General features: G+C 46.8%; 10 protein-coding genes. 8 read left to right on the top strand and 2 right to left on the bottom strand.

The window, feature by feature from the left end; translation table 11 throughout:
* Positions 1 to 51 precede the first annotated feature (51 nt).
* The 7 genes from HYN48_RS00140 to HYN48_RS00110 all read left to right on the top strand — a co-directional run bounded on the left by HYN48_RS00140 (position 52) and on the right by HYN48_RS00110 (position 10,340).
* A complete protein-coding gene (locus HYN48_RS00140) occupies positions 52 to 969 on the top strand; it encodes a PorP/SprF family type IX secretion system membrane protein (RefSeq protein ID WP_108369208.1) in 918 nt (305 codons plus the stop codon).
* 11 nt (positions 970 to 980) lie between these two features.
* Positions 981 to 2,933: an OmpA family protein gene (locus tag HYN48_RS00135; RefSeq protein WP_108369207.1), complete on the top strand. Its 1,953-nt coding sequence runs from the start codon at positions 981 to 983 to the stop codon at positions 2,931 to 2,933.
* Positions 2,934 to 3,018: 85 nt separating this feature from the next.
* Entirely contained in the window at positions 3,019 to 4,959 is a 1,941-nt protein-coding gene (locus tag HYN48_RS00130) for an OmpA family protein (protein WP_108369206.1), read from the top strand.
* A 182-nt stretch (positions 4,960 to 5,141) separates the two neighbouring features.
* The gene (locus tag HYN48_RS00125; protein WP_108369205.1) at positions 5,142 to 7,106 is read left to right on the top strand and encodes a peptidylprolyl isomerase; all 1,965 of its coding nucleotides are present in this window, start codon (positions 5,142 to 5,144) and stop codon (positions 7,104 to 7,106) included.
* Entirely contained in the window at positions 7,107 to 7,952 is an 846-nt protein-coding gene (locus tag HYN48_RS00120) for a hypothetical protein (protein WP_108369204.1), read from the top strand.
* Positions 7,936 to 9,342 carry a peptidylprolyl isomerase gene (locus HYN48_RS00115; RefSeq protein WP_245945966.1) on the top strand — a complete coding sequence of 469 codons (1,407 nt, stop codon included), beginning with the start codon at positions 7,936 to 7,938 and terminating at the stop codon, positions 9,340 to 9,342. The genes HYN48_RS00120 and HYN48_RS00115 overlap by 17 nt, the downstream gene beginning before the upstream one ends.
* A 44-nt stretch (positions 9,343 to 9,386) precedes the next feature.
* Positions 9,387 to 10,340, top strand: coding sequence for an AAA family ATPase (locus HYN48_RS00110; RefSeq protein WP_108369202.1), 954 nt, complete (start codon positions 9,387 to 9,389; stop codon positions 10,338 to 10,340).
* 36 nt (positions 10,341 to 10,376) lie between these two features.
* Here the strand turns inward: HYN48_RS00110 and HYN48_RS00105 are convergent, their stop codons facing one another.
* On the bottom strand, positions 10,377 to 11,141 hold the full coding sequence (locus tag HYN48_RS00105) for a hypothetical protein (protein ID WP_108369201.1): 765 nt from the start codon (positions 11,139 to 11,141) through the stop codon (positions 10,377 to 10,379).
* Positions 11,142 to 11,160: 19 nt separating this feature from the next.
* On the opposite strand from HYN48_RS00105, the gene HYN48_RS00100 reads away from it, so the two are divergent.
* On the top strand, positions 11,161 to 12,096 hold the full coding sequence (locus tag HYN48_RS00100) for an acyltransferase family protein (RefSeq protein ID WP_108369200.1): 936 nt from the start codon (positions 11,161 to 11,163) through the stop codon (positions 12,094 to 12,096).
* A gap of 19 nt (positions 12,097 to 12,115) precedes the next feature.
* Here the strand turns inward: HYN48_RS00100 and HYN48_RS00095 are convergent, their stop codons facing one another.
* The gene (locus HYN48_RS00095) at positions 12,116 to 13,261 is read right to left on the bottom strand and encodes a hypothetical protein (protein ID WP_108369199.1); all 1,146 of its coding nucleotides are present in this window, start codon (positions 13,259 to 13,261) and stop codon (positions 12,116 to 12,118) included.
* Positions 13,262 to 13,311 lie beyond the last annotated feature (50 nt).

Below are 13,311 nucleotides of genomic sequence, written 5' to 3'. Positions count from 1 at the left end.
AGTTAATTCCGGAGGGTGAGAGCCCTCCGGATTACATAAAACTTATAAAGAATGAGAACTAAATTTTTATTTTTTGCCTTAATGTTAATCAGTGGAATGTATGCCCAACAGGATGCACAGTTCACGCAGTATATGTACAATACGGTTAACGTCAATCCAGCATACGCTGGTTCAAGAGGTGTAATGAGTGCTTTCGTGCTGCACAGGACACAATGGGTCGGTTTGGACGGGGCACCGGTTACCAATACCGCATCCATACACACTCCCATTGAAGGCAGTAAAATCGGGTTAGGGGTTTCAGTGATCAACGACAGGATCGGTATTTCGGATGAAAACGACATTTCCGCCGATATTTCCTATACCATCAAGACATCGGAGGAATGGAAGCTGTCTTTCGGTCTGAAAGCCACCGCCAATCTCCTCAGCGTGGATTTCAGCAGGCTTACGTTAAGGAATCCGGGTGATTACGCGATCAGCCAGCAGGACAACATCGACAACCGCTTCACGCCAAACATCGGTGCGGGTATTTACTACCATTCCGATAAGACCTATATCGGGGTGTCGATTCCGCATTTTTTGGAAACCAGCCATTATGAAGACAACACGAGCTCTGTCGCCAGTGAGAAGATGCACTTTTTCCTGATTGCCGGCCGCGTGTTTGACCTGAGTGAAAGCGTAAAATTCAAGCCCGCTTTGCTTACCAAAATGGTTAAAGGTGCGCCGTTGCAGGTTGACGTTTCAGGGAATTTCCTGATCAACGACAAGCTCAATCTTGGTCTAGCATACCGTTGGGACGCTGCGCTCAGCGCCATGGTCGGATTCCAGATCAACGATTCGTTCTTCCTGGGCTATGGTTACGATCTTGAGACCACAAAACTGGCCAACTACAATTCCGGATCGCATGAAGTATTCCTGAGGTATGAATTGTTCAGGAATTACGAAAAAATTATTTCCCCAAGATTCTTCTAATACGCACTACCATGAAAAAATCAATATTATTCATCCTACTATTAGTGAATTTCGGTGCAGTAAACATGTATTCACAAAAGACTTCGCTGAAGAAAGCGGAGAAGAAATACGACAATTACGCTTACGTGGATGCGATCAAAATTTACGAGACCATCGCCAAGAAAGGATACAAGGACGAAAAGATGTTCCAGCGATTGGGCAATGCGTATTATTTCAATTCAGAGTTCGAAAAGGCTGAAGGTGCCTACCGCGAGCTCTTTACAATGAATCCGGAGCAAAAGGAAGAATATTATTATCGCTATGCCCAGTCATTGAAGTCGGTTGGCAAATACACCGAGGCTGAGCAGATGATGGTCAAGTTCAACGAGAAATCAGGAAACGACAAACGGGCGATGCTGTTTAAAGACAACCGGAACTATCTTGAGGTCATCAAGTTGAATTCCAAAAGGTTTTACATTGAGGATGCCGGAATCAATTCAGAATATTCTGACTACGGCAGCTCCATGGTAGGCAACAAGCTAGTGTTTGCGACGACACGCGACACGGGAGGGGTTGTCAAAAGAAGGCACAAATGGAACAACAAGGCGTTTAGCAATCTGTACGATTCAGAAGTACAACAGGACTTCGATGCCGTGCTGGGAAAACCGTCCAAGTTCTCTAAAGAAGTGAACACCAAATTCCATGAATCGACTCCGGTTTTTACGAAAGATGGAAAGACCATGTATTTCACACGAAACAACTTCAACCGCGGACGGCAGGGCGAAAACCGTTTCGACATCATCCTGCTGAAAATATACAAAGCCACGCTCGAAGGAGACAAATGGACTAACGTCGTGGAACTCCCTTTTGACAACGACGAGTACAGTTGCGCGCACCCGGCGCTCAGCGCTGACGAGCGGACATTGTACTTTGCCTCCGATATGCCGGGCTCGTTCGGTGAATCGGATTTGTATAAAGTGGCTATCAATGAGGACGGTTCGTTCGGAACGCCGGTTAACCTGGGCGCTTCGATTAATACGCCGGGCAAGGAGTCGTTTCCTTATGTGACCGATGAAGACGAGTTGTATTTCGCTTCTGACGGTCATCCGGGCTTGGGTGGACTTGATATTTTTGTGGCAAAAATCCGCAAAGACGGCGTGTTCCGGAACATCCAGAACCTGGGACAACCCCTCAACAGCCGTAAGGACGATTTCGCCTATTTACTTGATACCAAGACCAGGACAGGGTATTTCACCTCAAATCGCGAAGGAGGGAAAGGTTTCGACGATATTTACAAATTCACGGAATTGCGTAAACTCAACTGTGAACAGATCCTCGAAGGCGTGGTGACTGATTCGGAAACCAACCAACCCATTGCCGACGCACAGGTCGTATTGTATGATTCTGAAATGGAAAAAATCACAACAGTCAATACCGACAGCGAAGGCAAGTATTCCTTTGGCCCGGTCGATTGTGACAGCAAATATTACATCAGGGCAGATAAAACGGATTATGAGACGAACGAGACCCCGTTTCTTGCGCCAAAGCAAAACGGAAACACTTATCTTCCGTTGACACTCAAGAAACGCATCGTCAAAATCGAGCCGGGAGTCGACCTTGCAGAACGCGGTGTGCTTGACATCCCGACCATCTACTTCAACCTCGACAAATGGAACATCCGCAAAGATGCTGCTTTCGAGCTCGAGAAGGTACTCGCAGTGATGAACCAGTATCCGACAATGAAAATTGACGTGCGGTCGCATACTGACAGCCGTGCCACGTATAAATACAATATGGCACTGTCAGAGAAAAGGGCCAAGTCGACCATTGAGTGGCTTGTCAGAAATGGTATCGATGCATCACGCCTTACCGGTCGCGGATATGGTGAAACACAACTCGTCAACAAATGTGCCGATGGGGTAAAATGTACCGAAGCCGAGCATCAGATGAACAGGCGAAGCCAATTCATCGTGGTTGAATTTTAATAAAAAGAAATTTCCTGCAAATTCTGATTTTTAACGCCGACAGGGTTAGGAATCAGAATTTGCATTTAAAATAATAACTTCATTTATGACCGCCCCCCGATCTAAATTGTTGCTGTTGCTCGCCGTTTTTTTTTATGTCCACGCTTACCCGCAAAAGGCGAAGCTTGCCGCCGCAGATAAGAAATACGAGCAATATTCCTACATCGACGCGATTGCTATTTATGAACAGGTCGCAAAGAAAGGTTATAAATCGGTGGAACTTTTCGAAAAACTGGGCAATGCATATTATTTCAATTCAGAATTTGAAAAGGCTGCGATTTGGTATAACGAACTTTTCAGCCTCAACCAAGACGTGGAGCCTGAATATTACTTCCGTTTTTCGCAATCACTGAAATCGATTGGGAGTTACGACCGGGCCAGCGAGATGATGGCTATTTTCTCATCGAAATCAGCGAACGACTCGAGGGCAAAAATTTACGTTTCCAATACGGATTATCTTGAAAAGATAAAGGAAAATTCCGGTCGGTTCAATATCAAAAACGCCGGACTCAACTCGCCACAGTCCGATTACGGCGCCGCTTTTTTCGGCGATGATCTCGTATTTACCACCGCACGGGATACCGGTGGGCCATTTGTACGAAAGATGAAATGGTCCAATCAGGCGTTCAGTAATTTGTATGCGTCGAAGGCGAAAGTCGACGGCAGCATGGCCAAACCTGAAAAATTCACCAACATCCTGAACTCGAAATTCAACGAGGCATCGGCGGTTTTTACCAAAGACCAGAAAACAATGTACTTTACACGCAACAATTACACGGACGGTAAGAAGGGGCGGAGTAAGGACCGGCGCACATTGCTCAAATTATACCGCGCCACTTTTGATGAGATCGAATGGATTGATGTGGAGGAACTCGATTTTAACAGCGACCAGTTCAGCTGTGCACACCCTGCGTTGAGCCCCAATGACCGCGTCCTGTATTTTGCTTCGGATATGCCGGGCGGCTACGGGCAAAGTGACCTGTATAAAATCAATGTCTACACGGATGGGACGTTCGGCAAACCCGAGAATCTTGGCCCCAAAATTAACACCGAAGGTAAGGAGACTTTTCCATTCGTATCAGATGATAATGAGCTCTACTTCTCGTCTGATGGGCATCCGGGTCTGGGTGGTCTCGACGTTTTCGTGTCGAAAATCACAGACGACGGCGAACAGGAAGAGGTACTCAACCTTGGCGAACCGCTGAATTCGGGTCATGATGATTTTGCGTTTATGATAGACAGCAAAAGCCGAAACGGATTTTTTAGCTCCAATCGCCCCGGAGGCTTGGGCTCCGACGACATCTACCGATTTACGGAAACCCGAAAGATTACCTGTGAGCAGGTCCTGGAAGGCTATGTAACGGATGAGGAAACGGGCGATTTCTTAGGAAATGCACAGGTAGTGTTGCTCGATTCCAATTTCAATATCATCAAGGAAATGTACGCAGGCGAATTGGGGAATTATCAGTTCAACGTACTTTGCGACCGGACTTACTATCTTCGGGCAAGTAAACTCAAACACGAAACCCGTGAAGTCGACGTAATGATACCGAAGGAATACGGGAAAACTACCGTGAATATCGCACTCGGGAAACGAAACCTGAAATTTGCCAAAGGCGATGATGTAGCCCCGAAACTGGGCATCCGCATGATTTATTTCGATTTGGATAAATCGGACATCCGACCGGAAGCCGCGGTGGAACTGCAAAAGGTGCTGGTGCTGATGCAGGCCAATCCGAAATTGAAAATCGACATTCGTTCGCATACGGACAGCCGTCAGACTAAGAAATACAACCTCAGGTTGTCTGAACGCCGCGCCAAAGCCACAATGAATTGGCTCATCAGGCAGGGCATAGCCGCGAGCAGGCTAACCGCGAAGGGTTACGGCGAATCACAGCTTATTAACAAATGCAGGGACGGTGTGGAATGTACTGAAGCAGAGCACCAGCAAAACCGAAGGAGCCAATTCATAGTTACAGATATGTAATCCCAATATTTATAAGGGTTTGCGCGGGTTTGCTACCCTCGTATAATTTTTTGTTAATAGTATCTAACATACTTGCATAATGTATTTGAATTGTTAATTTTGTCGATTGTTATTTGATTGAAACACTAAAACCTTAAGCCGAAAACCAAAACAATCAAATTTAAATTGAAAATTCAGCAATAATGAAAATGAAAAAATTGCTTTTAGGGTTTTTCCTGACCCTGAATCTGGCCGCTGTGGCCCAAAACAGCAAAAAAGAAGTTCTGTTCTCTATCGATGACAAGCCCTACTATACTGATGAATTTGCCAGGGTGTACAAGAAAAACATCGATTTGGTGAAAGACGAGAGCCAGAAAGACCTGAACCAATATCTTGACCTGTTCATCGGCTACAAACTCAAGATCAACAAAGCCAACAAACTCGGCCTGCAAAACAATCCAAAATACCAAACCGAGCTCAAGTCCTACAGAAGCCAGCTCGCTAAGAATTACCTCACGGACACTAAAGTTACCAAAGAACTGATCCAGGAAGCCTACAACCGCTCACTCAAAGAGATTAAGGCGTCCCACATCCTGGTCATGGTGGACGAAAATGCAAGTCCGGAAGATACCCTGAAAGCCTATAAGCAAATTCTCGATGTACGCAAAAAGGCGCTGGATGGCCAGGATTTCGCGGCATTGGCCGAACAATTTTCACAAGACCCATCGGCTAAGGAAAACAAAGGTGAACTGGGTTACTTCTCCGTTTTCAGGATGATTTATCCCTTCGAATCCGCAGCGTACAAGACCGAAAAAGGCAAAATTTCAAACATCGTACGCACGCGTTTCGGCTACCATTTGATCAAGGTGGAAGACATCCGCGACAACCGCGGCGAAGTGGGTGTGGCGCACATCATGATCAGCAATCCTTCAGATCCTGCGTCGGCGGAGAAAGCCAAGTCGACGATTTCCGACATCTACAAAAAACTACAGCAGGGTGAAAGTTTTGAAAGCCTCGCCCAGCAATTTTCAGACGACAAGTCTTCCGCTGCGAAAGGCGGCAACCTGGGCCGTTTTGCTTCAGGCGAACTGAGTTCCGAAAAATTTGAGAATGTTGCCTTCTCTTTAACCAAGGATAAACCCATTTCCGAGCCATTCCAATCTGAATTCGGCTGGCACATCGTGAAGCTGCTCGACAAGTTTCCTGTAAAAACCTACGACCAGATGGAATCCGAACTGGACAGCAAAATCAGGAAAGACGAGCGTTCGAGGCTTATCACGAACTCTATGAATGAAAAGCTTCGCAAGAAGTTTCCCGTCAGGCGCGACGAAAAACTGTACGCGCAGGTTTCAAAGGCGGTTACAGATGATTACTACAGCAGCAGCTGGAATGCCCCGAAAGACGTAAAGGATTTTGAGAAGCCGCTTTTCAGGATACAGGACAAGCCCGTCGCGGCCAATACTTTTCTGCAGTTCGTGAACAAAAGACAGAAAGCGCCGTTGGAGCTCAAGCCCATCGGTAAAGCGGTTGGAAAGCTTTATGAGGATTTTGTGGATGACCAGCTTAATGAATATTACAACAACGATCTGGAGAAAGAATTCCCGGAATTTGCGGACGTGATGGAAGAGTACCGCGACGGACTGCTGTTGTTTGACCTCATGGAAAAGGAAATCTGGGAGAAGTCGAAAACGGATACCTTAGGGTTGCAGGATTTTTACAGCAAGCATGAGCAAAATTATAAGTGGAAGAAAAGATATGATGTGCTGATCGCTTCGTCAACCAATCCGGATTATGCCAAAAAAGCACAGAAAATGCTCGAACAGGGCAAATCGGCTGACTTTATCAAAGAGAAACTCAATACGAAAGATGCGGTAAACATCATGATTAATGAAGGGGTGTTTGAGGAAGGCAGTGATGTATTGCCCAAGAACATCACCTCACAGCCCGGTGTTGTCCCTACATTGCAGAAAGGCGACTATTATTTTACAGCCAAAGTCAACAAGGTGATTCCCGAAGGCACCAAGAAACTCGACGAATGCAAGGGCAAGGTGATTAACGATTACCAGCAGTATCTTGAAGAAAACTGGGTTTCTGATTTGAAGAAGGAATTCAGCATCAAGGTGAACCAGGATGTTTTTGAACGCGTCAAGAAAGAGATAAAATCTTAAATGACCAGAACGGCAGCGATATTGATGCTTTTTTTTGGCCTGCTCAGCTGCCGGAAGCCCGAAGCAAAACCTGAAGCAGTGGCCAGGGTGGAAACCTCTTACCTTTACAAAAGCGACCTTAAAGACCTGGTGCCACCGGGTACTTCCAAACAGGATAGCATCGTGATCGTTAGGAGTTTTATAGACCGCTGGGCCAGCCGCAAATTGCTTATCAAAGCGGCTGAGGTCAACCTCGGAAAAGAAAAGAAAAGTGAATTCGACGCTTTGGTTAAACAATACAAAAGTGACCTGTATACTAAGGCTTATATTGAGGAAATCGTAAACCGCTCGATTGATACAGTGGTTTCAGAAGCAGAATTAAAGCAGTATTACGACGAGAATAAGGACAATTTCAGGACGGGTGGCAGCCTCGTCAGGCTTCGGTTCATTAACGTGCCCAAAGACCATCCGAAGTTTGCAGCCATCAGGAGTAAATTCATGGACTTCCGGAAATCGGACAAAAAATTTTGGGACACCTATCAGGTGCAGTTTAAGAATTCGGCGCTGAACGATTCAGTCTGGGTCGATATGGGACAGATTTACCGCCGCCTGCCATTCATAAATCCTGACAACAGGGACAGGTACATTACTCCCGGCATCGCTTTTGAGCACCCGGACGGCAATAATACTTACATTGTTAAAGTGCGCGATGTAATTGACAAAAACCAAATCAGCCCGTACCAGTACCTCAGGCCTACGCTGGAGCAGGTGATACTCAACAGGAGGAAATTAGCGCTGGTCAAACAGTTTGAAAAAGAAATAACCGATGATGCCATCAAAAATGAGAAGTATGAGATTTATAAGTAAGAAGGTTTTAACCCTATGTACCCTGGTATTGCTGACCTGCCTCAATGCCGGCGCACAGGAAATCATCAAGGATACCGTGCCGGCGAAAAAGAGCAGCAACAAAAGACAGAAGATTGATGGCGTTGTGGCCACCGTCGGGGATTACCTGATACTTGATTCGGATATTGATAAGAATTTTATAGAGTTGCAAAGCCAGGGCAATTCTATCAAGGATATCACACGCTGCCAGATGCTGGGCATGCTGATGGAGGACAGGCTCTATGCGCACCAGGCCGTACAAGACAGTATTGTGGTAACCGACGCGGAAATCAACAGCATTATGGACGAGAAGATCACCGCCATGCTCGAGCAAACCGGCGGGACGATCGATAAACTCGTCAAGTTCTACAAAAAGAACAGCGAAGAGGAATTCCGCACCTATTTTTTCGACATCCTGAAAATGGGCAAGCTTACGAGCGAAATGCGTAAGAAAATTGTAGAAAAAGTGGAAGTAACCCCTGAAGAGGTGCGTAATTTCTTCAAGAAGATACCGAAGGAGGAACTGCCCACTTTCGGGGAAGAAGTCGAGGTTTCCCAGATCGTAATCAACCCTGTCGTTTCACAGGAAGAGAAACAGAAAGTCATTGACAAGCTCAACGAGTTCAAGAAGGACATCCAGGAAGGCGGCTCGAGTTTCTTTAGTAAGGCCGTCCTGTATTCGCAGGACCCGGGATCAAAGTCCAATGGCGGATATTACAAAATGAACCGCAAAACGCCGTTCATAAAAGAGTTTAAGGACGTCGCTTTCAGCCTCGACGAAGGCCAGATTTCCGCACCTTTTGAAACCGTCTATGGATACCATATCATCTACATCGAAAAAATCCGCGGGCAGGAAGTCGATTTAAGGCACATCCTGCTTCAGCCGAAAATCACCGAAGCAGCCATGCGTGACGCCAAGGAGGAGATTACCAACATCAGGAAAAAGATCCTTGCGGGGGAAATCTCGTTTGCAGACGCGGCCCGCAACTCATCAGACGAAAAAGAGACAAAGACAAATGGTGGTGCGCTGATCAATCCGCGGACATTAGACACGAAGTTCGACCTCACGAAAATGGACCCATCCCTGTATGCACAGATTTCGGACCTTAAAACCGGTGAAATCTCATTTCCGTTTGAAGACGAAGACCAAAGCGGAAAGAAAATGTACAAGATCGTTATGGTGACCAATAAGATTCCGGAACACGTAGCCGATTACTCCAAAGATTACCTCAAGATAAAAGACCTTGCGCTCAAGGAAAAGCAAATTAAGGAAATCGGCAAGTGGACCAACGAAAAAATCAAGGAAACTTACATCAAGATTAACGGTGAGTACAGAAATTGCGAGTTCGCCAATAACTGGCTTAAAAAATAATTTATATTTGCCCATCACATCATCAACCAAATTCATTACCAAACATGTCTGACGTAGCCGCTGTAGAAAAATTAGTCCAGAAAAGGAATGCGCTTAAAAACGAAATTTCAAAAGTCATTGTCGGGCAGGAGGAAGTGGTTGACCAGATCCTGCTGAGTATTTTCTCAGGAGGGCACGCGCTGTTGGTGGGTGTTCCGGGATTGGCGAAAACACTGATGGTAAATACGATTGCGCAGGCGTTGGGGTTAGACTTCAAACGCATCCAGTTTACGCCTGACCTGATGCCTTCGGACATCCTCGGGAGTGAAATCCTTGATGAAAGCCGACAGTTTAAGTTTATAAAAGGGCCGATATTCTCAAACATCATCCTCGCGGATGAGATCAACCGTACACCGCCGAAAACACAGGCCGCCTTGCTGGAAGCCATGCAGGAGCGCGCGGTGACCATCGCGGGGCACAACTACAAACTGGATTTGCCGTACTTTGTACTCGCGACACAAAACCCGATAGAGCAGGAGGGTACGTATCCGCTTCCGGAAGCGCAGCTCGACCGCTTCATGTTCTCGATAAAACTTGATTATCCTTCGTTTGCGGAAGAGGTACAGGTAGTCAAAAGCACGACGTCGGACGCGAAAGTTACAGTGAACCCGCTATTTTCGGCACAGGAGATTATAGATTTTCAGCATTTGATACGTCGTATCCCCGTGGCTGATAATGTCATTGAATATGCCGTAACGCTCGTCAGCAAGACACGTCCGGATAACCCGCTTTCAAACGATTATATCAGGAACTACATCGACTGGGGTGCAGGGCCGAGGGCTTCGCAAAACCTGGTGCTGGCCGCTAAGGCCAACGCAGCTTTCCATGGGAAGTTTTCCCCGGATATTGAAGATGTGAAAGCCGTGGCCGTGGGAATCCTCAGGCACCGTGTGGTAAAGAACTACAAAGCAGACGCCGAAGGCATTTCTATCGAAAAAATCGTCGCCTCCCTTTTTTAAATCCATATCGACATACATTAAGCCCGATGACTTCCGTTACCGGGCTTTTTTGTTTAAGATATCGTCCAGTTCCTTATCATAGAAGAACAACGACATGCTGCCCATCATCTCGCGGTCGCCCGAAGTGGTGTTGTTTACATCGAGCTGCAATTCGTAGGCGTGATCGGCAAACAGCCAAATGCCTTCTTCTGAGGAGAAAGATTCTATCGAGGTGATTCCGATGCCGTGCTGATGATTGACAATATGGCTCTTAAAAATACATTTGTTAGCCGTTTTATCGTACAGAGCGATTGACGTCGCAAACGGATGCACGTGTATTGTCGCCGCGTGCAGCCTGAGGCTGTCGGTGAGCAGGAGCATTTTGCTGACATCGGTCCTGAACGTTTTCCTGCCCGGCTTGATGATCCAGTGTCCTGACAATTTATTGCCTTTACCGTCGTCATACACATGATTTTTCGTTTCTACCGGGGTGCACATATTTGCGGGAGGGTCCAGCGGATCCTTGAACGGATCGTTCTTATCGAAAGGCAATTCGATAAAGACAGTCCGGCATTGGAGTGGTTTCGTTTTTTTGTCTTTCGAATAGCCGATGACGACGTTATGCCGCACAAACGTATTGATGTTCCCGATATTCTGGTTCATGGCCTGGGTTGTAACCAGAAGTAAGTTTCGTCCCTTTAAAGGCACGCCATAACCTGCCGGAAACTGGTAGCTTTCGAAACCGTGCGATAGGGTCGCCATCCTGGGATACTGCTTGCCGATCCGGTCCTTAAGCTGGAACGCGCTGTAATAGCTTTGCACTTACCTTGAATCCGGTGTTTTGAGCGGCTTCCTGATCGGGACCATCCTCTACCGATTGTACGTCGATCAACACTTTCGTTTACCCACCGTGCTGTCGTTTCTGCGCAGGCGGTGGCTCAGGACGTTGCCGCTTTATTATACGATACTGCTGGTGAACATCCTGATTGGAGTGGTCTATTCCGGTTTGCCGGACGGGCTTTGGAAGTACTTCTTTTTCCTCCAGAATGCTACCGGGAAGATCCCGTTGTTTTTCGTCGAATCTTGGAGTCTCAGCGTCGAAGAATTCAGTTACGTGCTGTTGCCATTGTTGTTACTCCTAACAGGGGTTGTTTTCAGGCCAAACAACCGAAGCCTGTTTTTTCTTTTGGGCACATGCCTGTTGTTACTGTGCTCATTTGGGGCCAGATTGTATTTCCACCAAACCACTCAAAATACCGATGTCGTGGTATGGAATACCGATCTGAAAATGGTCGTCGTCTACCGGCTGGATGCCATTTATATGGGCGTGCTTTGCAGCTGGATTGCCGAAAATTTCAAAAAATTCTGGATAAACAGCAAATGGATGTTATGCTTTGCGGGCCTGCTAATACTGTGTTTCCTCTTTGCAGGGATAGGCTATTTTCAATTCACAATACGGAATGCCCCGCTGTTCTGGAATGTGTTTTACCTTACTGTGGTCACGACCGCCATTGCATTGTTCCTTCCCGTGCTGTCTGATTGGAAAAAAACGGAATGGATGATCTCAAAGCCCATAGCGTTCGTAAGCATGATTTCGTACTCAGTTTATTTGTGGCATTACAGTATCGTGCTGCAGCTGATGCGTTCGTGGTTTTACCAGTCCGACAGGTATACGTTTACCGCTCTTTATATTTCCATCACGCTGTTGCTCAGTTGGTTCACTTACGCATTAATCGAGAAACCGGTACTCGCCTTCCGTGATCGTAAAAAGACCTGAAGTGTACAAGGATTACGGATCACATTGCCTTTCGCTTCCGCTGCTGCAGTTTCGCATCGAGCTCACTGTCGTAATAGAACAGGAACATCGTTCCCATCATATCCTGGTTGACGCGGGTCGTATTGTCGACCGTCAACACCACTTCATAATCATGCGACTTGTAAAGCCACACGCCGGTTTCAGACGAAAACGGCTCAATGCGTTCAATCCCGATCCGGTCCTTAAAATTTACCACCCGACTCGTAAACACCGCAGTATGGGTTGTTTTGTCAAACAATGTAATTGATGTTGCAAACGGGTGCACATGGATTGCCGATGCATGAAGGCGTAAGCTGTCCCTGATCTGTAACTGCGCATTGGCGCTGCTCCTGTAAGTGTTTTTTCCGGGCGGGATCACCCAATGCCCGGACAGCCGTTTTCCTTCAGCATTTTTGTAATTGTGCGCCCCGGTCTCAATCGGGATGCAGTAATTTTTTGAGGGATCCATCGGTTCCTTATACGGGTCGTACTCGTCATAGGGCAACATGATAAAGGCACTCCCGAACATCAGCGGCTTCAATTCCTGTTCCGAATATTCGATGTCGACCTGGTGTTTTACCCAAAGAACGGTGTCTTTAATGTTATGGTTCAGCGACTCGGTCGTTACATTCAGCAAATCGTTTCCGCGCATCGGCACGCCATACCCTTTTGGGAAATGAAACGATTCCATACCGTGTGATAATGAGGTGACACGAGGGTACTTCGTCCCGATGCGGTTTTCGAGATGCAGCCCATCGTAATACCGCACTTCGTTGAGGTCAAAATTGGTGTGGCATACAAAGTCATTTGAAATTTTCTTCCTGGTCCTGGCGTCGAGCGCCTGCACCCTGAAACCGGTGAGCCAGACCAAAGCCGTATCCTGTGTGAGTTCCACCATGTGCATCGATGTCGGGCCTTCCATCGATTTGTAGATGCCGTCGATTAGAAAATCCGGGGAAACCAATGTGTATTTTTTAGTGGTTGGCTTCAATTGCCAGTGTCTGTCGGCCAGGCCGGTGCGGTATAAAAAAATACCTTTGGCGACAGCCTTATTTCGGTTCGTCATCCTGTGGTAAGCCAATGCCAGCGCCAGCACGACCACGATGCCTGCGATGCAAAAACCGGTAAGGATTTTTTTAGCCTTCATTTCCGCAAACTTAAGGAATTTAGTGATGTCGGCGTGTAATTTAGAAACGT

Source organism: Flavobacterium magnum (assembly GCF_003055625.1).
In the GTDB taxonomy this organism is placed as follows: domain Bacteria; phylum Bacteroidota; class Bacteroidia; order Flavobacteriales; family Flavobacteriaceae; genus Flavobacterium; species Flavobacterium magnum.
This window is presented reverse-complemented; position numbering and strand designations above follow the sequence as displayed.

Coding starts and splice junctions, on each gene's coding strand:
- HYN48_RS00135 (WP_108369207.1), top strand. CDS start 981: ATGAAAAAATCAATATTATTCATCCTACTATTAGTGAATTTCGGTGCA.
- HYN48_RS00120 (WP_108369204.1), top strand. CDS start 7,107: ATGACCAGAACGGCAGCGATATTGATGCTTTTTTTTGGCCTGCTCAGC.
- HYN48_RS00110 (WP_108369202.1), top strand. CDS start 9,387: ATGTCTGACGTAGCCGCTGTAGAAAAATTAGTCCAGAAAAGGAATGCG.
- HYN48_RS00140 (WP_108369208.1), top strand. CDS start 52: ATGAGAACTAAATTTTTATTTTTTGCCTTAATGTTAATCAGTGGAATG.
- HYN48_RS00125 (WP_108369205.1), top strand. CDS start 5,142: ATGAAAATGAAAAAATTGCTTTTAGGGTTTTTCCTGACCCTGAATCTG.
- HYN48_RS00130 (WP_108369206.1), top strand. CDS start 3,019: ATGACCGCCCCCCGATCTAAATTGTTGCTGTTGCTCGCCGTTTTTTTT.
- HYN48_RS00115 (WP_245945966.1), top strand. CDS start 7,936: ATGAGATTTATAAGTAAGAAGGTTTTAACCCTATGTACCCTGGTATTG.
- HYN48_RS00095 (WP_108369199.1), bottom strand. CDS start 13,261: ATGAAGGCTAAAAAAATCCTTACCGGTTTTTGCATCGCAGGCATCGTG.